At 49.3% G+C, this 22729-nt stretch carries 19 protein-coding genes and 1 riboswitch; of the genes, 13 read left to right on the top strand and 6 right to left on the bottom strand.

The annotated features are described in order from the left end of the window. Window positions 1–3: 3 nt before the first annotated feature. A riboswitch (cobalamin riboswitch) is annotated at window positions 4–194 on the top strand. A 121-nt stretch (window positions 195–315) separates the two neighbouring features. The 8 genes from JMI88_RS09880 (at window position 316) to JMI88_RS09845 (ending at window position 10760) form a co-directional block, all read left to right on the top strand. Next, window positions 316–1314, top strand: a complete 999-nt coding sequence (locus JMI88_RS09880) for an ABC transporter substrate-binding protein (RefSeq protein ID WP_201361662.1) — start codon at window positions 316–318, stop codon at window positions 1312–1314. A gap of 35 nt (window positions 1315–1349) precedes the next feature. After that, a complete protein-coding gene (cobO, locus tag JMI88_RS09875; RefSeq protein WP_201361661.1) occupies window positions 1350–1985 on the top strand; it encodes a cob(I)yrinic acid a,c-diamide adenosyltransferase in 636 nt (211 codons plus the stop codon). A 65-nt stretch (window positions 1986–2050) separates the two neighbouring features. Further along, a complete protein-coding gene (cobT, locus tag JMI88_RS09870) occupies window positions 2051–3106 on the top strand; it encodes a nicotinate-nucleotide--dimethylbenzimidazole phosphoribosyltransferase (RefSeq protein WP_201361660.1) in 1056 nt (351 codons plus the stop codon). Between the two features lie 465 nt (window positions 3107–3571). Further along, on the top strand, window positions 3572–5707 hold the full coding sequence (locus JMI88_RS09865) for a molybdopterin oxidoreductase family protein (RefSeq protein ID WP_201361659.1): 2136 nt from the start codon (window positions 3572–3574) through the stop codon (window positions 5705–5707). A 5-nt stretch (window positions 5708–5712) separates the two neighbouring features. After that, window positions 5713–8166 (top strand): nitrite reductase large subunit NirB, encoded by a 2454-nt coding sequence (gene nirB / locus JMI88_RS09860; protein WP_201361658.1) that lies wholly within the window; start codon window positions 5713–5715, stop codon window positions 8164–8166. A gap of 58 nt (window positions 8167–8224) precedes the next feature. Then, on the top strand, window positions 8225–8563 hold the full coding sequence (locus JMI88_RS09855) for a Rieske (2Fe-2S) protein (RefSeq protein ID WP_201361657.1): 339 nt from the start codon (window positions 8225–8227) through the stop codon (window positions 8561–8563). Between the two features lie 60 nt (window positions 8564–8623). After that, entirely contained in the window at window positions 8624–9433 is an 810-nt protein-coding gene (locus JMI88_RS09850; protein WP_201361656.1) for a uroporphyrinogen-III synthase, read from the top strand. A 67-nt stretch (window positions 9434–9500) separates the two neighbouring features. Beyond that, window positions 9501–10760, top strand: a complete 1260-nt coding sequence (locus JMI88_RS09845) for an MFS transporter (protein ID WP_201361655.1) — start codon at window positions 9501–9503, stop codon at window positions 10758–10760. 110 nt (window positions 10761–10870) lie between these two features. On the opposite strand, the gene JMI88_RS09840 is transcribed toward JMI88_RS09845, so the two are convergent. Next, entirely contained in the window at window positions 10871–12610 is a 1740-nt protein-coding gene (locus JMI88_RS09840) for an ArnT family glycosyltransferase (protein ID WP_201361654.1), read from the bottom strand. Between the two features lie 413 nt (window positions 12611–13023). Continuing rightward, window positions 13024–13884, bottom strand: a complete 861-nt coding sequence (locus tag JMI88_RS09835) for a sugar phosphate isomerase/epimerase family protein (protein WP_201361653.1) — start codon at window positions 13882–13884, stop codon at window positions 13024–13026. Between the two features lie 266 nt (window positions 13885–14150). On the opposite strand from JMI88_RS09835, the gene JMI88_RS09830 reads away from it, so the two are divergent. The 4 genes from JMI88_RS09830 (at window position 14151) to dnaK (ending at window position 17723) form a co-directional block, all read left to right on the top strand. Beyond that, entirely contained in the window at window positions 14151–14531 is a 381-nt protein-coding gene (locus tag JMI88_RS09830; protein WP_201361652.1) for a MerR family transcriptional regulator, read from the top strand. Continuing rightward, window positions 14531–14743, top strand: a complete 213-nt coding sequence (locus JMI88_RS09825; protein ID WP_201361651.1) for a hypothetical protein — start codon at window positions 14531–14533, stop codon at window positions 14741–14743. The genes JMI88_RS09830 and JMI88_RS09825 overlap by 1 nt, the downstream gene beginning before the upstream one ends. Window positions 14744–15058: 315 nt before the next feature. Beyond that, window positions 15059–15547: an Hsp20/alpha crystallin family protein gene (locus JMI88_RS09820; RefSeq protein ID WP_201361650.1), complete on the top strand. Its 489-nt coding sequence runs from the start codon at window positions 15059–15061 to the stop codon at window positions 15545–15547. Between the two features lie 283 nt (window positions 15548–15830). Next, a complete protein-coding gene (dnaK, locus tag JMI88_RS09815) occupies window positions 15831–17723 on the top strand; it encodes a molecular chaperone DnaK (RefSeq protein ID WP_201361649.1) in 1893 nt (630 codons plus the stop codon). A gap of 83 nt (window positions 17724–17806) precedes the next feature. Here the strand turns inward: dnaK and JMI88_RS09810 are convergent, their stop codons facing one another. From JMI88_RS09810 to JMI88_RS09795, 4 genes are all read right to left on the bottom strand, one after another. Further along, entirely contained in the window at window positions 17807–18793 is a 987-nt protein-coding gene (locus JMI88_RS09810; protein ID WP_201361648.1) for an acetyl-CoA carboxylase carboxyltransferase subunit alpha, read from the bottom strand. Between the two features lie 76 nt (window positions 18794–18869). Next, entirely contained in the window at window positions 18870–19745 is an 876-nt protein-coding gene (gene accD, locus JMI88_RS09805) for an acetyl-CoA carboxylase, carboxyltransferase subunit beta (protein WP_201361647.1), read from the bottom strand. Between the two features lie 13 nt (window positions 19746–19758). Further along, on the bottom strand, window positions 19759–20766 hold the full coding sequence (gene ftsY / locus JMI88_RS09800) for a signal recognition particle-docking protein FtsY (RefSeq protein WP_201361646.1): 1008 nt from the start codon (window positions 20764–20766) through the stop codon (window positions 19759–19761). Window positions 20767–21026: 260 nt separating this feature from the next. Continuing rightward, window positions 21027–21242, bottom strand: coding sequence for a hypothetical protein (locus tag JMI88_RS09795; protein WP_126548829.1), 216 nt, complete (start codon window positions 21240–21242; stop codon window positions 21027–21029). Window positions 21243–21890: 648 nt separating this feature from the next. On the opposite strand from JMI88_RS09795, the gene JMI88_RS09790 reads away from it, so the two are divergent. Beyond that, on the top strand, window positions 21891–22729 hold an 839-nt coding region (locus tag JMI88_RS09790), incomplete at its 3' end, for a sigma-70 family RNA polymerase sigma factor (protein ID WP_201361645.1).

Here is a 22729-nt window from a genome sequence, read left to right as displayed (position 1 = left end):
CTCAACTTTTTTATTTCACCAGGTGGCCAGAACAGAAGTCCTGGCAGAATAGGGAAGTCGGTGAAAATCCGACGCAGTCGCGCTACTGTAACTGGTGTCATGCTTATTGCTCCACTTGCCACTGTTCTGATGGAACGGGAAGGCCGCAAAAGTATGCCAGAAGTCAGGAGACCTGCCTGGTGAGTTATGCTCTTCATCCTTCGCGTAAAAGGAGCGAGCTACCCAGGCATTCTCTTCTCATTTCTCTTTTTGTCTTGGGCTGGCTGCTATTTTTCGCGAGGTGACTATGGGCGTTATCTAGAAGGATACAAGTATATGCGCACCCATGTCATCTCATTGCGTTTATTAAGCGTTTTTTTACTGAGTTTCATGTTAACCCTGGCTGCTTGTGGACAGAGCAGTAATTCCCAGGGGTCAGGCAGCACTCCTGCCGCACAACCTACCCCCACTCCTGCGCTGGACGCGTATGGAACCCCGATTGCTATCCCGAAAACAGCTCCGCAGCGCATTGTGTCGCTGGCACCCAGCATCAGTGAGATCCTGGGCGCTTTACATCTGGAGAAGCGGGTCGTAGGTGTCGATGCTTTTACCAACTATCCTGCTGCGCTGGCTGGACTGAAGAAGGTGTCGAGCAGCTCAGGTTTTAATGTAGAAGCCATCGTGGCTTTAAAGCCGGATCTGGTTTTGAGCTCGGGTGGTTTGTCCAAGAAATATGATACCCAACTGTCTCAACTGGGTTTGCAGGTGGTCGATCTGCCCTCGCCCAATATCTCGCAGACCCTGGATCAGATCGCGCTGATCGGTCGATTGACGCATACTGAAAATGTGGCCGAGTCGCTGGTGACACAGATGAGACAGCAGATTGCCCAGATCCAGAGCGAGGTTAAAGGTACTCCTGCGATCAAAACCCTGTTAGAGGTAGATGATAGCACGCCCGGCAAACCCTATGTCTTTGGTGGCGGGTCATTTGGCGATGAGATGGCCAGCTATGCCAATGTTGCGAATATTTTTCACAACAACACCACCAACGGAGGCTATCCACAGGTGACGGATGAATCTGTCATCGCTGCCAATCCGCAATATATAATTCTTACTGAAGATCCACTGTATGGTGGTCAGCCATCTGTTGTATACAAGCGAGCAAACTGGGGAGGTATTGAGGCGGTAAAGTCACATCATGTCTACCATCTTAATTCTGATATCATGCAGCGTCCAGGACCCCGCATCGTGCAGGGATTGCGCTGCCTGGCTCAGGTTGTACATCCCGATAAGTTCTCAGGTGCACTGCCGGACTATTGCACAGCGAGTGTGTAAATGTTCACGTTATGTATGGAAGAGGATAAAAAATAATGGAAGAGCAAAATTATGCTGAGGCTCAAGGTGAGTCCGTCGAAGTTGACGAATTAACTGAAGAGGGTCGTGCCCGCATTCGTAAGGAACAGGCTGAAATGCGCGCGCATCGTAAGCCAGCCAAAGGACTGGTGATGATCAACACTGGCAATGGCAAAGGCAAGACCACTGCCGCTCTCGGTGTATTGTTCCGGGCCTGGGGGCACAATTTGCGTGTAGTGATGCTGCAGTTCTTGAAATCTCAGACGGGCAAGTGGGGTGAGATTCGAGCCGCTCAGAAACTCGGCATAGAGATTATTCCTCTGGGAGATGGTTTTACCTGGAACAGTGATAACCTGGAGCATGATAAGGCGCTGGCCAGAAAATGCTGGCAACTCTGTCGGGAAAAGATCGAGAGTGACCAGTATGATGTGGTGATTATGGATGAGATTACCTATGCCATCAACTATGGCTGGTTAGATGTGAATGAAGTGCTGAGCACCTTACAGACACGCAATCCCAAGATGCATATTATTATCACTGGACGAGATGCCCCCCAGGCCTTAATTGACTATGCCGATCTGGTTACTGAAATGGCAGAGATTAAGCATCCTTACCATGAAGGTATCCTGGCCCAAAAGGGTGTGGATTTCTAAATCTCTCATGCCAGCTTGCAAAGACAGCAAGCTGGCATAGTACGTAACATAAAAAGGTATAGTTTATGGTAGATTTAAATGCTTTGATTGAAAAAATTACTCCACTCGATTCCGGTAGCGTTGAGCAGGCACGCGCGCGGCAGTCGCAACTGACCAAGCCACCTGGTAGTCTGGGACGCCTTGAAGAGATCGCGGTGCAGATGGCGGGCATCACCAGAAGCGTGGTACCTGTTGTACAGCGCCGGGCGGTCGTTGTCATGGCTGCCGACCATGGTGTAACCGCCGAGGGTGTGAGTGCCTATCCTAAAGATGTTACACCCCAGATGGTACTCAACTTTCTGTCTGGAGGCGCGGCTATTAACGCACTGGCCCGGCAGGCGCAGTCCGACGTGACCGTGGTTGATATCGGTGTGGCCGCTGACCTTGAACATCCCAACCTCTTGTCTCGTAAAGTGCGGCGAGGGACCGCCAATATGGCACGAGAAGCTGCCATGAGTCAGGCTGAAGTCCTGCAGGCCATCAACGTTGGTGTCGAGGTGATTGAAAATCTGGCTGAGCAGGGTCTGGATCTGGTGGCCACCGGTGAAATGGGTATTGGCAATACAACCGCGGCCAGCGCACTTACCGCCTGCTTTCTGGATGTGCCGGTTGAATACGTTACTGGTCGTGGTACTGGCATTGATGATCAACAGCTGGCGCATAAAGTACGTATTGTCGAGCAGGCTATCACTCACAATGCTCCTGATGCCGCGCAGCCGCTTGACGTGCTGGCCAAACTGGGAGGTCTGGAGATAGCTGGCCTGGTGGGTGTGATCCTGGCTGCTGCCGCCCGGCACATTCCTAGTATTATTGATGGTTTTATTTCCAGCGCCGCGGCCCTGGTCGCCTGTGCCCTTGCTCCTACCGTGCGTGACTATCTTTTTGCCGGACACCTCTCCGTTGAACGCGGCCACCGCCTGATCCTGGAAAAACTGCATTTGGAGCCATTGCTTAATCTCCAGTTGAGATTGGGAGAAGGTACCGGTGCCGTTCTAGCCATGCATATCATTGAGGGAGCCCTGCGTACCCACCAGGAAATGGCCACTTTTGCCGAAGCCGGCGTAAGCAATAAGAATGCATAGCAGGCATGCTTTTAAGCGAATAATATAAATCATCCAAAAAGCAGGCACAACAACGCTCATAGGACGTTGTTGTGCCTGCTTTTTGGATGATGACGCACCTGTGTATGCCCATTAGCATAAATCGTATATTTATCTTCTTAAGTCGGAGAATCCCGCAGCGACATGTTATTATTGATAGTCTATTGTGCAAAATATACAATGATGAGGAAAATATTTTATATCTTTCAACCGTTCTATCGATATTAATTTGATGTTAGTATGTCTTTGAACGATACATTTGTACAATTTATACAAATGTATATATTCCTATAAGGCCAGGTGGGCATGCAATGCTGCTTGTTCCGCACATGTATCTCTCAAGAGTATGACCTATTAGCAACATCAATGAAGTATTTGTTGTCCAGATGATAATACATATCCTGGATTGCTACTGTGCATACAACAGGTCATACGAGGAAGCGCAACATGCAGAATATTGCAGATTCACAGATAACGCGGGTTTCTGGTCGACACAGGGTTGCTACGCATTGTCCATACTGTGCATTGCAGTGTGGCATGCATATAACTGGACCGCGTGAGCAAGCTACAATTACTGGTAACATTCATTTTCCAGTCAACAATGGCCGTATGTGCATCAAAGGTTGGCACGCGGCGGCGACTCTTCAGCATCCAGAGCGCCTGCTCACACCACTACAGCGTATGGCGGGTGGTACATTTGAGCCGATCTCCTGGGAAGAAGCTATTGCTACCATTGTCGAAAAATTTCAACAGGTACAGGCACGTTATGGGAAAGATGCGCTTGGCGTGCTGGGTGGCGGTTCCCTGACTAATGAAAAAGCCTATCTCCTTGGAAAATTTGCCCGTGTGGCTTTAGGGACATCTCAAATTGACTACAATGGCCGTTTTTGTATGTCTTCAGCGGCTACGGCCGGGATGGCCGCCTTTGGCCTGGATCGTGGCCTGCCTTTTCCTATTGCAGATATTGCCCAGGCTGAGGTGGTAATATTGATAGGCAGCAATGCAGCCGAAACCATGCCACCATTGATGCAGTATTTTGAGTCCCAGCGTCAACGAGGCGGGCAATTGATTGTGGTTGATCCACGAGCATCTATAACCACGCATGGGGCTACTGTACATCTGCGCCTGACTCCTGGTACCGACGCTGCCCTGGCTAATGGGATTCTGCACATTTTGATCCGAGAGGGCTTGCTGGATTATCAATATATTCAGCAGCGCACCAGTGATTTTGAACGCGTCAAAGCGAATGTGGCCCTGTATTGGCCTGAACGGGTTGAGCGCATTACTGGTATTCCGGAAGCGCAATTATTCCAGGTGGCACGCATGCTAGGAGAGGCTCGTTCCGCAATCATCCTGACTGCCCGTGGCGCCGAACAGCAGCGGCAGGGAGTACACAATGTGCTTTCCTATATAAATATCGCTCTGGCCCTGGGTTTGGTTGGTCGTCCAGCCAGTGGATATGGATGTCTGACTGGCCAGGGGAATGGCCAGGGAGGCAGAGAACATGGCCAAAAAGCGGACCAATTGCCTGGCTATCGCCGCATTACAGATCCGCTAGCGCGACAACATATTGCTGGCGTCTGGGGTATTGCGGAAGAGGCTCTTCCTGGACCTGGTAGATCCGCATATGAGATGTTAGAGGCGGTGGGACAACCAGGTGGTATTCATGGATTAATGATCATGGGTACAAACCCGGTGGTATCAGCCCCTAATGCACTCCATATTCAAGAGCGATTACGGACCGTAGAATTTATGGTTGTGGCCGACTTCTTTTTATCTGAAACCGCCCAACTGGCAAATATTGTTCTTCCCACAACCCAATGGGCAGAAGAAGAGGGTACGATAACCAACGTCGAAGGGCGTGTGCTTCGACGCCGGTGTGCCTTTACAGCACCGCAAAGCATTTATTCTGATAGCAAGATACTCTGCATGCTAGCCGCCGCTCTTGGCAAAGGCGCTTATTTTACTTATGCGGAGCCGCGCCAGATTTTTGAGGAGCTTGCCCGGGCCAGCGCAGGCGGCCTGGCCGATTATGCGGGAATCAGCTATGAGAAGATCGAGGAACAGGATGGCGTGTTCTGGCCTTGTTCCTCAGCAGAGCATCCAGGCACGCCCCGCCTGTTTCAAGAGCGTTTCCCTACCCCCTCTGGAAGAGCGCGATTCCATGCGGTTATTCATCAAGCGCCAGATGAAGAACCTGATGCTAGCTATCCCTTGTACTTAACTACCGGTCGTATCCTGGCTCAGTATCAGTCAGGTACCCAGACACGTCGCGTAGAGCAACTGAACGCCGTTGCTCCCCATCCCTGGCTAGAGGTACATCCAACGACGGCTCGTACCTATGGAATCACTGATGGAGAACAGGTACAAGCGACTACACGGCGTGGTTCTGCCTTGTTTCGCGCGAAACTTACAAGCACAATTCGTGAGGATACCATTTTTGTGCCATTCCACTGGAATGGCCAACAATCTGCTAATCGTCTTACTAATCCCGCGTTAGATCCAGATAGTCATATGCCTGAGTTCAAGGTCTGCGCGGTTCGCATAGAGCGCGCAAGCGCTTCATCAGCCATGGAGGTTTAAGCAGAATGCAGAAACAACGTCTCATTATTATTGGTAATGGAATGGCCGGAGCGCGTCTCATAGAAGAAGTGTTAGCGCTTCAAGGCCGTGAGCAATATGATATTGTCGTCTTTGGCGACGAACCATACGGCAACTACAATCGCATCCTGCTCTCAAATGTGCTGGCGGGAAACCATGATCCCAGCGATATTTTTATAAATCCCTTAGCCTGGTATCAGGACAACGGCATCACACTCTATGCCGGGAATCGCATTCATACCATTGATTATACCTCAAAGACAGTTTATGCCTCAGATGGCACAGTTATGGCCTATGACAAACTGGTCCTGGCCACCGGAAGCTCACCAGCTATTCCCGCATTGGATAATCTCTATACCTCAACCGGAAAGCTCAAGACGGGTGCATTTGTTTTTCGCACCATTGATGATTGCACCTCAATGATGCAGTATGCTGTCCGGGCAAGCAAGGCAGTCGTGGTCGGCGGTGGATTACTAGGGCTAGAGGCAGCCCGGGGCTTACTTAATCGAGGACTGGCTGTCAGCGTAGTACATGTAGCTCCTCATGTGATGAACGTCCAGCTAGATACGGCGGCGAGCAAGATGCTGCGTACCTCATTGGAGCGTATGGGGGTTCATTTGCACCTGGAGAAGCGCACCACCGCCGTCTTTGGTCACGAGCGGGTAGAGGGGCTGGGATTTGAGGATGGCTCCAGAATGGGTTGTGATATGGTCGTCATTTCGACCGGTATTCGCCCAAATATTGAGTTAGCGCGCCATGCCGGCATTAAAGTCGATCGCGGCATTCTGGTTGGCGATGACCTTTCATGTAGTGTCCCCGATATCTATGCACTTGGTGAGTGTATTCAGCATCGGGAGCGCACCTATGGGTTGGTTGCTCCGCTATGGGAGCAAGCGCAATGCCTGGCAGAACGTCTCACCAGTCAAGCCTCACAGCGGATCTATCAGGGATCGCGTGAGTCTACCAAGCTCAAAGTGATGGGAGTAGACCTGGCTGTTATGGGTGATAAGGAGTCGCAGCATGATGATGATGAGATTGTGGTCTATTCAGAGCCTGCGCGAAGTGTGTACAAGAAATTAATTATACGTGATGGTAGGATTGCTGGCGCAATTGTGCTGGGCGATGGCGAGGTTATCCCACGCCTATCCCAATTATTCGATCGCCGTTCTGTGCTGCCAGAGAACCGTTCCGAACTTCTTTTCTCACTAGCTGGAGAAAAGAAGGCTATCAATGTCGCAGACCTGCCCGATGAGACGCAAATCTGTAATTGCAATGGTGTCTCAAAAGGTAAGATAGTGCAATGTGTCAAAGAGGGGAAACGCAGCCTCAAAATGCTCTGTGACGCGACCCGGGCTGGCACTGGTTGTGGCTCTTGTATGTCGCAGGTGCAGGCGCTGCTGGAGGCTGCCTCAGATGGGTTGGTCGTTGAAGATCCCTCAATACACTATTACGTGCCCGGCGTAGCATTAACCAAGCCAGAATTGATCAAGGCTATTAAGGAACAGCAACTGTATAGTGTTGCCGCGGTCTTTGCTGCTCTGGCTGGAGGTAAAGAAGATCCAGCTAGTAAAGCCGGCCTTGCTTCACTGCTTAAGACGATCTGGGGAAGTGAGTATGAAGATCAACGCGATGCCCGCTTCATTAATGACAGAGTGCATGCCAATATACAAAATAACGGTACATTCAGTGTAGTACCACGTATGTATGGTGGTGTAACCTCCGCACAAGAATTGCGGCGCATTGCTGAGGTCGCAGAAAAATATCAGGCACCAATGGTAAAACTAACGGGCGGACAGCGTATCGACCTGGTTGGGATTCCCAAACAACAATTGCCCGAGGTATGGAAGGATCTGGGAATGCCATCCGGACATGCATATACCAAGAGTTTTCGTACCTGTAAAACCTGCCTGGGCTCTGAGTTCTGTCGTTATGGCCTGGGCGATAGCACTGCGCTTGGCATTAATATTGAGAAGCGTTACCAGGGTGTTGAAGCTCCCCACAAGTTAAAGCTGGCGGTATCTGGCTGTCCACGCAACTGTGCAGAGTCTACAACCAAAGATATCGGTGTGGTAGCGATCGAGGGTGGTAAATGGGAAATCTATGTGGGCGGGGCCGCCGGATCTACCGTGCGCAAGGGTGACCTACTCTGCGTGGCTGACAGCCAGGAAGAAGTACTGCTCTATATAGGACGCTTCATGCAGTATTATCGTGAGCAGGCTAAATACCTTGAGCGCACCCATAGCTTTGCCGAGCGTATCGGGATCGATAGATTGCGCCAGTTGCTCATTGAAGATTGCGAACATATATGTCAGCAGCTAGATCGGGATATGCAAGCCGCTGTGGACGCCTATAGAGATCCCTGGCAGGAAGCGACTATTCCGGTTACACCAACCCAGTTTACTGAAGCTTTGCATCCGATTGAAAAAGTGAGCGTACGCTAAAAACATTGGCAGTTTTACAAATTGCCGCTTTACAAGTTAAAGAAGGTGTGGTTACCTTATGAGCATTATGATGACACCCGGTCGAGTAATTTATAATCTCGGCTCACTTGATAGACTTCCCCTGGGAGAAGGACGTACATTCCAGATAGAGGAAACAAGGATTGCCCTTTTTCGCACACGTACCGGTGAGGTGTTTGCACTTCAGGCTACCTGCCCACATAAAAATGGACCGTTGGCCGATGGTATGATTGGTGATGGCAAAGTTGTTTGCCCCTTACATGGTTACAAGTTTTGTCTGGCAACTGGTGAACCGCTTGGTAATACCTGTGGAGCGCTCAAAACGTATGAGGTTTCACTGGATGCAAACGGAGAAATTTTGCTGGGCCTGGATATATAGATTTTGTAATAATAAGCGCCTTTCTCTTCCCAGGAATATGAAAGAAAGAGGAGCAAACCAATGGCTTTTCACGATGCTCGTATTGCTGTATTGGAAGCGCGCATGAGCGATGAGATGGCTGATCTCATTCGACGCAATGGGGGCACCGCCTGGAGCGCGCCCGCCGTTCGTGAAACTGTCGTAAATGCCTCCAAGCCAGTGGCGGCTTTTATTGATCGATTAATAGCAGGAGATGTCTTCCTGGTTATTTTCTTCACCGGTGTAGGTGTTAAGGCATTGCTGCAAGAGGCTGACCAGCTGGGACGCCGGGATGAGTTGGTAACGGCTCTAAGAGGCGTCAGTGTTATTTGCCGGGGCCCTAAACCCTCAGCGGTATTGAGAAAGGAGAACATACCGATTGCTGCCAGTGCGCCGGAGCCCTATACCACAAACGAGCTGCTGGCGGTGCTCAAGCCTTTTGACGTGACTGGCCGAACCATCGGAGTCGTGCATTATGGTGAGCGCAACGATCAAATCTCTCAGTTTTTACATAGCCACGGTGCCATGTTGGAGGAACTCAGCCTTTATGAGTGGCAATTACCGCTTGACACTACCCAATTGCGTGCATTGGTGCGTGAGCTGATCATTGGCAACGTAGATGCCATCATGTTTACCAGCCAGATTCAGGTTCGTCACCTCTTCGCGATTGCCGCCGAGTTGGACTGTACCAGTGCCTTAACGGCGGCATTGAATACCAGGACCATCGTGGCTTCGATTGGTCCCACCTGTACAGGTGTGTTAGAAGGATACGGCGTCACTCCCCATGTTGTTCCAGAGCATCCCAAGATGGGACATTTGATTAAGGCTCTGGTAGAACACATGGCATCCTGATTATAAACCGGCTTGCCCGGACGCCACTTTCTACAGCACTCCTGTTTTGCAAGAAAAGGAGTTCTGCATGCCATTTATGTCATCGCGTGATGGGATACAAACCAGCGCGAAATTAACCGTGCTTGCCTCTTTCTTACACTTTGATATGTGTTTTACTATCTGGGTTCTCCTGGGGTCTCTGAGTGTACCTATCTCTCAGAGCCTCGGATTGAATCCTTTTCTACAGACTGTCATGGTGGCCATTCCCACCTTAAGTGGTTCCTTGATGCGTATTCCGATGGGATTATTAGGGGACCGTTTTGGTGGAAGGCGTGTTGGTGTGTTGATGCTGCTCTTTTTGTTTGTCCCCCTGTTGTTAGGATGGCTGGTGAACATAAACTTTCCAGCTGTGCTCTGTATTGGTTTGATGCTTGGTGTGGGTGGCTCATCATTTGCTGTGGCTTTGCCTATGGCTAGCTACTGGTATCCACCTTCCAAACAGGGATTGATCATGGGCATCTCGGCGGCCGGCAATATGGGCGTGGTCTTTGCCAATCTACTGGCCCCTTCGCTTGCTAGAACCTATGGCTGGCATGCCGTGTTAGGTATAACCATGCTTCCACTGGCATTGGTGTTACTGGCCTTTTCTTTGTTCGCCAGAGACTGTCCTTCACGTCCTCAGCCTCATGGGGTCGCTAAGTATCTCATTGTTTTGAATACGAGCGATTTGTGGTGGTTCTGCCTGCTCTACTGTGTGACTTTTGGTGGTTTTGTTGGTTTGGGTACGTTCCTTCCGCAATTTTTTCATAACCAATATGGGATTAGCGCGGTAAATGCTGGTTATTTGACGGCCCTGGCTACCTTTATGGGTAGTACTTTTAGACCCCTTGGGGGCTATATTGCTGATAAGCTAGGTGGTGTACGCATCTTGACTGGAGTGCTCCTCCTGGTGGTCGGAGCTTATGCATTGTCAGCCTTTTTATTTCCATTGCCCTTGATGGTTCCTCTAGTTGTGCTTGGCGTGATGTTCTTGAGTATGGGGAATGGCGCAGTCTTCCAGCTCATTCCACAGCGTTTTCAGACGGAGATAGGTATTATTACCGGCATCGTGGGAGCGTTTGGCGGATTTGGTGGTTTTATACTTCCCCTTATTTTAGGCAGTTTTAAACAGATGAGCGGATCGTATACTTTTGGTTGGATTGTACTGGCTGGAGTGGCTTTGCTCGCACTGGTGATGTTACGTATACTTGTTCTGTGCCAGCAGGGATGGCGTACTCGCTGGTCGTCATCGTTCAACGTGCCCGAACAAGCTCTGGTAGAGCTTCCCGAGCCGGAATATCAAATGTGACATATAAGGGAGTGCTACAGAGGTGTATATCGGAGTAGCACTCCCTTATATGTCACATCGTGCATCTGCGAGATCGCTGTTTTGAAACTTTGAATCTAAACTTTTGAAGCCTAAGACTTTGGCTCGGCCCTATAAAGCACATAGCCATCGAGGTCATGGCGCACAAAATAGTGTCCTATTTTAGAATTCGTCTTGTTGGCCTGGGCGGCTGCCTCTGGCAAACAGTTGTAGGTATCTTTAGTGGTAAGACTGAGATCCTTTGCGCACATGAAGGGCGGCCTCTTGGATTTATCTACCGCGATTTCAAAGCTTTTGATGCGATTATGCTTGTTACTCAGTTGATCATCAATGACAGCACAGATAATCGGATGCTTTGTGTTCATGGTAGCAACAACCAGATTATAGCAGGTCCAGTAATCGGTGTAGAGGTAGGTTACATGCAATGCCGTCAGTTGCTTGATGAGATGCTCGCGTCGGTCGCTGGCCGCTTGAGCCCTTGGCACTTCCATAAAAGCAATATACGTTCCGGCGATAAAAATGACTGCCAGTGCTACCAGAATTGCTCGACTACCATAGAGCCGAAATCTGGCCCATTTAAGTTCTGACCGCAGATGACGTGCCGCGTTATAGAGGGGCGCAAGAATAGCGGGTGTAATCACGACCAGGCTAATAATATAGCGCGCATGGTAGCCAGGCTGATTAACAGGACCTGCGCTGTTGATGTAGATCAATAGCGAGAGAATGGCGGCCCCAAGCATACAGAGTCGCGTTACATAGATTACCCGTTTCTTATGCTGTTCTAGTGCGCTCAACCCTTCTTGATTTTTTCTGAGCTGTTTGAGAGCCAGGATAGTAATGATAATAGACGCGATGATCAACAACACATAACCAATACTCCAACTGGATTGAATAATACCGCAACTCAAAGTGCGTTGCGTATTATCGCCCATAAAGGGGTATTCAATAACCGGACAGAAAGGAGAACTGGTGGCGGTTGGCAGACTGACCTGAAAGGTTTCGACAATCTTATGCCAGAGGCTTAATTGTTCTGCGGTGGCATTGATGGGGGGAGTTTCAGCCTTCCCCAGCAAATCCGCAATCGGGCTTGTTCCAATCTGTAGAGAATAGATAATTGTCGGCAGTAAACCGATGGCACCACCTAAGAGTCCAATCAGCCAGCCTCCCCAGATAAAGATCTCGCGCCAGCAGAAGATGACCAGCAGCAGCGTCGACATGAGATAGAGAGATAGCCCGACCATATCGCTCCAGATGCCCAGACCTACAATGATTCCAAAGAGCAGATAACCCGGCAGGCGTAAAAGCCTGGTACGGATGGATGCCTGCCGCTCATAAGTATATGAAAGGTATGCGGCCACCAGGAAAGAGAGCGAGCCAAATAATAGCGTCTCAGCGGAACCGCCGGTAGCTAAAACCAGGCGACCCACATAGGAAAGCGTACTGAAACTGAGAAATGCCAGCGTAATCAGGGCCATTTTTTGCGAGTAAATGAGACTGGTGAGACGATACATAACAATGAAGAAAAGTCCTATGAGCAAAATAACGCCCAGACGCAGAGCTGTAATGGATGGACCCCCCGTAAGATGATAAAAAAGGGCTCCCAGGTATGCCTCAATGACACCCATATAATCCTGGCCATAAAACATCAAAGGAAACTTCCCGTGGTAGGCGATGTCATTGGCAATAATGGCCATGATTCCTTCATCACTATTGGTTGCTGGCCAATGCAAAAGGATAAGAATCAGGCGTAGGCTCATGGCAAGTGCAATAATCGCTATTGCAATGAGGCTATATACACTAAGCTTTCGATTTAAAAGACGAACATTTAGCAATGGTGGTTCCTCTGCTTTATCGCATATGCACTAACAAAACAAATGTATTCTCAACAGTATCATCATGCTACTAGTCGGGCGCTGAAAAGTCAAGAAAAAGGTCATATTGACACCCGGGTAGTGCTATGATAGCTGTCTCCATGCGCAGAGTAGCAGGCGTGAAAAGCAACGATATAATAACTGAGATAATTATATATTATATATCTTTTCCCTGGCATGATCTTGAATTCAGGACTATTTCCTTGTTCATATAAGTAAATTTGTATAAAATCTATTTTTATCTGTCAAGAAATAAGGTGTACCAAGCAGAACTCAACGCTGCTATTTTGCGGCCGTTAGCGGCTATCCTGGGATAACTACCATACAAGCATCGTGCTGAATGATCTGCTGATGCCTGTATGGGTAATATGTTTTTATGCGTTGAGTCCAGCCTGTTGCCAGATCTTAGCCAGGCTGGCGCGTGTGGCCTTTACGCGTTCCGCATAAGGTAAGGCGCGGTGCTCGGCATTAAATGGCTCTACAACAACTGGACCATCGTAGCCGATACTTTGCAGGGCCTGCATGAAGCCAGCAATATCGATAACGCCACTGGCGCCCGGCAAGAGGCGCTCGTTGTCGATCTGCTCATCCACTGCCCGTTCAGCTGGCGCATCATTCACATGGACGTAAACAATCTGCTGATTGATCAATTGCTGGATTTCAGCAACATTGCCATGAGAGGTAAACCAGTGATAGCTATCCAATAAAAGGCCCGTATTGCCAGTGCCGATCTGCTGTCCCAGTTCAAGGCCGCCAGTGATGGTAGAAATAAACTCGTAGCGATGACCATTTCGCATCGTTTTAGGACCGACAAACTCCAGGCCAAAACGTTGACCATGATCGGCTAGAATCTGGGCAATGGGACGCAGGCGACTGGCATGGAATTCCATGTTGGCCTGATAATCGCGTGTATCTGAAAATGGCAGAATCCAGGTTGAACAACGGCTGCTGCCCAGCGCCCGAGCCAGCTCTGCATAGGCTGGCAACTGCGCCAGTCCCCTCTGATAGCTTTCTTCATCTCCTCTAAAATCTACGGGCAGCCCCCAGGCACCAGGTCGGAGCTGAGCCTGTTGAAAGAGCTCTTTAATTTCTTGTACGGAGGTTTGTTGGGCGCGGTTCAGCAAATCCTTCAATGGCAAATCTAAGCCCTCAAAGCCAGTATCGCGAGCAAGCTGGAGCGCTTCTTCAAAAGGTACAGAGATACCAATGGCTCCGGGATCTAAACTTGTGAACATTGACACATTCTCCTTTGACGGGTGAATTGTTCGATACATTTCCATTTAGAGAAATACTCTTTTATGGTAACAGAGTATCTATAGAGATGCAATGGCGAAAATAAAAGCAAAAAAAGTCAGCGTTTGATGTTTTTGTCTATGTAACTTGACAAAAAATGTTAAATCATATTATAATTACCGAAACAATACTGCCACAAAAGAGCATGACAACCGCTTTATCATGCTCGCTTTTCCATCTAAAGAAGGTGGCTAGAAGGAGGTTTACCATGAAGCGACGTTCCAGAGCGCCTCAGGCGATGAGTGATGATGAACATCGCCGTTTACCAAAGTATTCTATTGGTGTTGTCTCGCAATTAGTTGGTATACCTCCACAGACATTGCGTCGCTATGAGGAAGCTGGCCTGCTTGATCCTGCGCGCCAGGATGGCAAGAATCGCCTTTACTCAGACGAGAACCTCGCCGTTTTGCAAGAGATCGCCGATCTGGCCGATCAAGGCATCAATGCCGTGGGTATTCGCCATATACTTCAGATGCGCCGACAGGTTATCAGCCTTGAACAAGAGGTTAAAGAGGTACGTACCCTGCTCATGCATGTGCAACACACCGAATACATCGTCGAATCCTCTGACGAGAAAAAAGAACGATAATGAGAGACAGGCAGAGTGGCCTGTTCTCTCATTATTTATTTGAGCTTCCTATGGTTGTCGCCGCCTTGCCGTTGGGAATACAGACCTCCCGGTTGACCAATCACCGCTGCATCATGGCACTTCACACGCAGCCAGCCGCTCAGGTTATTACGGCTGGATTTGCACTCATTGGACTGGCCCTTCTTCGCAGTTCTATCCTACGCAATATATGAGGGCACCTCACTGCAAAAGCAAAGAAACAAGACGCGCAAAAGCCACTCAACTGATGTCTATCAGGTCCTTACTCTGCACAAGTCATCATTGAATTTACATGTTACAATGCGTCAATTATTAGAAGTTTGTTAGAATGACGCAAAGCTATACGCAAATGACTTGACAAAATTTGTAAGGTAACACATAATATAGTCGTAAGATGATTGAAGGAAGCAAGAAAGTAGAAGCAAGCAAACACGGTGCTATCCTTCAATCAAACTCTCGAAGGTACGTTATTCAGAAAACTGGTTATAAAGAAGAAGGAGGCTGTTATTATGTCAATGATGATGCGGCACGATCCATTCCGTGATTTTGTCAGTCTGCGCAATGCAATGGACCAGCTGTTCGAGCAGAGCTTTGTTCGTCCAACCTGGGGGCGGTCTTCTCAGGGGATGCATGCGATGATAGATGCCTATGAGACCGAGCAAGGATATCATGTACGGGCCCTGCTGCCAGGCGTCAAAACAGAAGATATTGAACTGACCGTACATGACAACACACTCTTCCTGAAAGGTACCTTCCATCCCTGGGCCGCTCAGGAGGAAAAGATCAACTGGCTGATCCAGGAGAGCGGCTCTGGAAAATTCGAGCGCAGCATTACTTTCCCAAAACCTATTAACGCTGACGGTATCGAAACCAGCTACGAACACGGTGTGCTAACCATCACGGTACCGGTTGCTGAAGAGAGCCGCCCACGTAAGATTTCTGTATCCAGCAGCAAAACTCAACCCAAGCAGGTTGTTGAGTCTGGCTCAAAAGCTTAATCGAGGAGCTATCACAACAGGGATTAAAGGGGACCTGCCAGGTCCCCTTAACGGACATAATCTTTCTCTTCCCCTGCTGGCAATAAGGGAAGTGTATCATAACATCACAGCTCAAGTGGCTGTTTTACATATATATCAGAAAAACTTTTAAGCATAAGCAAAGTTATGTGGTAAGAGGTGTGAAGGAAGGGTAACTATGCTTAAACTGACTGAACTCTTTATCCTGTAACTTGTTCTCGAGCAACAAACAACACACCCTCACTAATGAGGAGGAACATACATCATGGCAAAAGTAATTGGTATTGACCTTGGCACCACAAATTCTGTCGTGGCGATCATCGAGGCTGGCGATCCAACTGTGTTGGAGAATAGTGAAGGTTCGCGCCTGACCCCATCGGTCGTAGCGATCACTAAAAGTGGCGAACGCCTGGTAGGGCAGGTGGCCAAACGCCAGGCCGTCACCAATCCAGATAACACCATTTTCTCTGTGAAGCGTTTAATGGGCCGTCGTTTCGACGATGCCGAAGTGCAGCGTACTATCAAGAGCGTGCCCTATAAAGTGTCGCGTGCCGCCAATGGCGATGCGCGCGTCGGATTGGCCGGGCGCGATTATAGTCCTCCTGAAATCTCGGCCATGATCCTGCAAAAGTTGAAAGCGGACGCTGAGGCGCGCCTGGGTGAACCTGTGACACAAGCTGTGATTACGGTTCCCGCGTACTTTAACGATGCCCAAAGGCAGGCAACGAAAGATGCTGGTCGTATCGCTGGTCTGGAAGTGCTGCGTATTATCAACGAGCCAACCGCCGCATCCCTGGCCTATGGTCTGGATAAGAAGAGCGATCAAACGATTGCTGTCTATGATCTGGGTGGTGGTACCTTTGATATCTCGATCCTGCAATTAGGTGAGGGTGTGTTTGAAGTTAAGTCTACCAATGGTGATACACACCTGGGTGGTGACGACTTCGACCAGCTAATCATGGATTGGATTGCCGACGAGTTCCGTCGCGAGCAGGGCATCGACCTGCGCAAAGATCGTATGGCCATCCAACGCCTAAAAGAGGCAGCCGAGAAAGCCAAAGTAGAGCTTTCATCGTCCATGCAGACCGAGATCAACTTACCCTTTATTACCGCAGATGCCAATGGTCCCAAGCACCTGGTGATGAGCCTGACGCGTGCGAAACTGGAGCAGCTCGTAGGTGGACTGATTGAGCGCACTAAAGGCCCGGTCTTGAAGGCGTTAGAGGATGCAGAAATCCGCCCTGGTAACGTAGATGAAGTGGTGCTGGTCGGTGGACAGACACGTATGCCGGCTGTAGTAGACATGGTGCGTAAGCTGTTTGGCAAAGAGCCCCATAAGGGAGTTAATCCAGACGAGGTGGTGGCGATTGGAGCAGCTATCCAGGCTGGTGTCCTGCAGGGAGACGTTAAAGATGTGCTCTTGCTCGACGTTACGCCGCTATCACTGGGCGTTGAAACCCTGGGTGGCGTGATGACCAGTTTGATTGAGCGTAATACGACTATTCCAGTGCGCAAGAGCGAGGTTTTCAGTACGGCAGAAGATAATCAGCCAGCCGTTGAGATCCATGTCTTACAGGGCGAGCGTGAATTGGCTCGCGATAACAAGAGTCTGGGACACTTCCGCCTGGAAGGCATTGCGCCCGCTCCGCGTGGCGTGCCACAGGTTGAGGTTACCTTTGATATTGACGCCAACGGCATTTTGAACGTCACTGCCCGCGACAAGGCTACTGGTCGAGAGCAACGAATCACCATTACTGCTTCCAGCGGACTCTCCAAGGCGGAAGTTGAGCGTATGGTGCGTGAAGCCGAGGTGCATGCACAGGAAGATCGAGCCCGTAAAGAGGAGATTGAACTGCGCAACCGGGCTGATAGTGTCGCTTACCAGGCCGAGCGTACTTTGAAGGACGTCGAAGGTAAAATCTCTGTCAGCCTGCGCTCAGATGTAGAGCAGAAGATCAAAGCTCTGCGAGACGCACTGGCTGCTAACCAGATCGTCAGCTTGAGCTCGCTGACCTCAGAATTGGAGCTGACGTTGCAGCGAGTGGGGAAGGAAATCTATGATAGCCAGAACGCGGCCACTGCTGGTGCTGGAACTGGACGTTCTTCCACTCCCACTGAAGATAGCGGTACTGTCGAGGGCGAATATCGCGAAGTGTAAATAATCTAAATAATCAGTCATTCATAGTCATATAAAAAAGACCTCCATCTGCATGGAGGTCTTTTTTATATGACTATGAATGACTAGGCCTGGGTACTGGCGAGCGTTGGCTCTTGAATAGAACCATACTTGCCTATATTGCGGAACTTCTGGTAGCGCAACTCTAATAGTTTGTCAGTTGGCAAGCTCTTCGTCTCTTCCAGGTGACGTTCCAGAGCATTTCTCAACGTGGTGGCCATTTGCTGATAGTTGCGATGAGCGCCTCCAAGCGGTTCTGGCAAGATCTCATCAATCAGGCCCAGTGGCAGCAATTCGTGCGCACTGATGCGCATTGCGGTAGCCGCATACGAAGCATAGGCTGCATCGCGCCACATAATTGATGCCGCGGCCTCGGGGGCGGCCACCATATAAATGCTGTGTTCCAGCATCAAGATACGATCAGCCACACCAATGGCCAGAGCGCCACCACTTCCTCCCTCACCGATAACTGTCGCAATGATAGGAACCTTCAAGCGAGGCATCAAATACAGTGTGGCGGCAATCGCCTCCGCCTGTCCACGTTCCTCATCAACCAGGCCCGGTGATGCGCCAGAAGCATCGATCAACGACACAATGGGCATCTGGAACTTCTCAGCCTGCTCCATCAAACGATGAGCTTTGCGATATCCTTCTGGATGCGGCATTCCTAGATTGCGGAATTGCTTCTCCTTCATATCACGGCCCTTTTGATGACAGACCAGCATCACAGATTGCTTTCCAAGTTTAGCAGGACCCGCCATAATGGCGTGATCATCTCCAAAAGAGCGATCTCCATGTAGCTCAAAAAAATCGTCGCACATGAGTCGGATATAGTCAGCGGCGTAAGGTCGATCCTTGTGGCGCGCCACCTGCACAGTTTGCCATGTCGTAAGGTTTTTATAAAGATCCTCGGTCTTTTGCTGAAGTTCTCGTTCCAACTCATGCAACTGTACCAGTTCATCCGTTTTCAGGCGGTCACCCTTGCGTTGCAAGGAAGATATCTTTTTTTCTAACTCAGCCAGCGGTTTCTCAAATTCAAGATCGTAGGCCATCGCTTTCCCTTCTATATTATGCTTTCCAGTCTCGTTGTGCCTGATGGTAGCCAGAAATGCTACACTTAGACAATGCTTACGAATAGAGACTAAGGATCTGTCCCAGCGTTGAGCGTAGATCGCGTCGATGTACGACGGCGTCGATCATACCGTGTTGCAGCCCGAATTCAGAATTAACGGTACCTTCAGGTAGTTTGATATGCATAAACTGTTCGATAACACGTGGGCCGGTAAAGCACACCAGGGCGCCTGGTTCGGCCAGTATAATGTCGCCCAGCATCGCAAAACTGGCGGACACGCCGCCGGTCGTGGGATCAGTAAGCAGGCTAATATAAGGGAGTTTGGCCTCACCCAATCTGGCCAGGGCAGCAGAGGTTTTCGCCATCTGCATCAGCGAAAAGAGTCCCTCTTGCATGCGTGCGCCACCTGAAGTAGAGGCGATTAACACAGGAACGTGGCGCTCAATGCCTGACTCGATGGCACGTGTAATTTTCTCACCAACGGCAGAGCCCATGCTGCCCCCCATAAAGTGGAAATCCATCACAGCCAGAGCCAGCGGCTTACTTTCAATGGTCGCGTGGCCAATGACCACAGCTTCATTGATACCAGCCTTTTTACGTTCCGCAGCTAGCTTATCGGCATAGTTGCGTTGATCTGAGTACGAAGGTGGAAACGTCGAGAACTGGAGAGGATCGACAGAAATAATATCCGCATCCAATTCAGTGAAACTTCCAGGATCAGCTAAGAGATCGATGCGCTCAAGGGCAGTCAGTCTGAAATGGTGGTTACAACGAGAACACACCTTCAGGTTCTTTTCCCAATCGCGACTATATAAAATTTCTTTACATTTAGGACATTTGACAGCTATATTGCCCACCGAGGGCAGAGCAGGCTTATCCTCAGTGGGGGAGGAAGCCTGCCCGGTGAGTGGGACAGCAGCTTCTTTTGCCATAAGAAACCTCCGGTTACTGTTGTGCGAAGAGCGCAGCCACGAAATTTTGCGGTTCGAATGGCATCAAATTCTCTACTTTTTCACCCGTACCAATAAATTTAATTGGCACACCTAAGTCGTCTGCGACCGCAAACGCAAAACCACCCTTGGCCGTACTATCCATCTTGGTGATGACAACGCCGGTCAGACCGATGTCCTCTGCAAACTTACGTGCTTGCAGCAGGGCATTCTGGCCCGTGGTGGCATCGATAACCATTAGCAGTTCGTGTGGACCATCTGGAACGAATTTCTGAATAATTTTATTAATTTTCTTTAATTCTTCCATTAGATTAAACTTGGTGTGTAAGCGACCGGCTGTATCGACGATCAACACATCGCTGCCGCGACTCTGGGCGGCTTGAAGTGCATCGTAGACAACTGCGCCGGGGTCAGAATTTGGTTTTTGGCTAATGACCGGTACCTCAACACGATTACCCCACTCCTGTAACTGATCAATAGCAGCTGCGCGAAATGTATCGCCAGCAGCCAGCATCACACTATGTCCTTCTCGTTTGAGGCGATAAGCCATTTTAGCGATGCTGGTAGTTTTCCCTGAACCATTGACACCGATCACAAGGATCACTGTAAGAGGAGATTGTTTGGAGAAACGGAGAGATGATGATTTTCCAAGGAGGGCGGTTAATTCTTCTCGTAATGCTTGTTGTACCTGGCCGCCTGTACGCATATTTTCGTCGCTCACGCGTTGGCGCAGGCGCTCTATGAGCCATAGCGTCGTGCTTGGTCCCACGTCAGCCCCCAATAATGACTCTTCCAACTCATCCCATAGGCTATCGGTAATGGTGTCGGTTTCCTGAACAGTATTGCCCAGCCGGTTGAATATTTGACGGGTGCGATTCAAGAAGGTAAAACGTTGTTCTGCAACAGGTTGTTGTCCAGCGGGTTGTGCTGGAGCAGTATTACCGGTTGTCTGCTTTTGTTTTGGGTCTTCCTGAGGTTTCTGCCCAAAGAAGCGATTGAGCACGTCAGCATTGACTCCTTTTAATAAAGTTAAAAAATCTAATTGATTAATACTCTATGACTTTATACAGTATTTGTTCCGAAAAAGCCAAATAGAGGGACAATAATCACCCTTTCAGGCCACTGCAGTGGCCTTTTTTGTGACTACCCCTCTGTATATAGAGAGGCAAAAGGAGTGTACATATAGCCGCCTTTTGCCTCCTTTTTACGCTAGCAAGTGATCGCGACCACTCGTGAGCGTTGTTTTTGGTGTGATGAACACCCCTACTGTCGACCGCTGCGATAGGTATGGAGTGAACCATCACTAATTGGCTCATTAATGATGATATCTCCATTACGGATCTTAATATTGTACAGGCAAGAAGGGTTGGTGCAAACCCAGGCCTTGTACTCTATGGAAGCTCCCTGGCTACCGAAGTCCGAAAGCGGAACCAGATCACCTTCACTACATTTGCGACACCGGGGAAAAGCGTTTTCCACGAAATCGCCTCCTTCCTTCTCTCTGGAGGTAATAAGCGCTTGTCGATTTTGCTAACAAGCGTGGCTTAGCGAGATAGTAAGCCTAGGGGGAGCCTCCGCCGCTGCATCCGCGTCCCCACAGCAGGGTGTATGTAACCCATGCCCTACCTATCATACCATAAGTCCTCTTCTCTGTCAGCATTTAGGTGAAGAATTATTCATTTAGCTAGGCAAAAAAGAGGTATTCTTCATCTTTTTTCTGGCAGTAGAAGTGGTAGGAAGCACAGTTCTTTGCTTCTTACCTTCAGCATAACAGGTGATACAACTCTAGTCAAGCATTCATATCTATTGAAATACTCTTCTTGTGAACGTTGCGTAAAATAACTCAATTCTTGAAATATTTTCATTTTTTAACAGCACATCTTGTCTGCTTTATTGCCTGACCTGTTTGCTAAACAAACTTTCTAGTGCCGTCTGTCTCCACTTTTTTGCCTTGCGTGTCTGCCGTCTCTGATAAACATTGAGTAAGTCTGGTGACCATTTTGTTGACTTTGGCATGATTATTGCAAAGTGAGAGAAGTGGGAAGACGTTCTTTATATATCTTCGCGACTGTCTTTATTTGAGTGTGGAATGTGTGATCTGGATGTGTGCGTGAAGGAGGATGGTATATGGCGTTAAGGACTGGAAGAACCGCCAATCGTACCACAACTAAGCTAGCTGAGAAAAAAGGGCAAAGCCAGCTGGCAGACGAGCCACTGGTACTAGATGAAAAAGATTTTAATGATGTGTTCGACGAAAATTTTTCTGAGGAGGATGAGGACCAGCAGGCGATTAGCGATGATGCGGTGAAGCAATATTTAAAGGAAATTGGTTTATATCCACTTCTATCTTCGGAGCAAGAATTGGCACTGGCTGAACGCGTAACTCATGGAGAAACGCGTGCGCGCCAGCGTTTAATTGAATCCAATTTACGCTTAGTTGTCAGTATTGCCAAACGTTATACCAACCAAGGTTTACCACTGCTAGATTTGATACAAGAAGGCAATATTGGCCTCATGCGTGCCACTCAGAAATTTGATTATCAGCGTGGTTTTCGTTTCAGTACATACGCCACCTGGTGGATTCGCCAGGCGATCAGTCGTGCGATCGCGGAGCATGCACGCAGCATTCATGTACCCGTGCATGTGGTGGAGCTTATTTACAAAATCAAGCGCGTGGCCCGCCGTATTTACCAGGAAGAGGGCGTTGAGGTTTTGCCAGAGCGGATTGCTCAGGAGGTAGGCTTGCCGCGTGAGCGGGTAGTAGAGTTACTCAATGCTGCTGATCAGCCCATTTCGCTGGACGCCCCGATTGTTGAGGAAGAAGAATATCGCCTGGCTGAGATGATTGTGGACTCGCATCAAGAGCAACAGGTAGATCAAGCAATCCAGCAATTATTGAGTCAACAGGTCGAGCAAGTCCTGGCGGTTCTCACCCCCCGTGAGCGGATGATTATTGAGATGCGCTA

Source organism: Dictyobacter formicarum (assembly GCF_016587435.1).
Note: the sequence above shows the minus strand (reverse complement) of the source record. Positions and strands in the feature narration are given on the sequence as shown.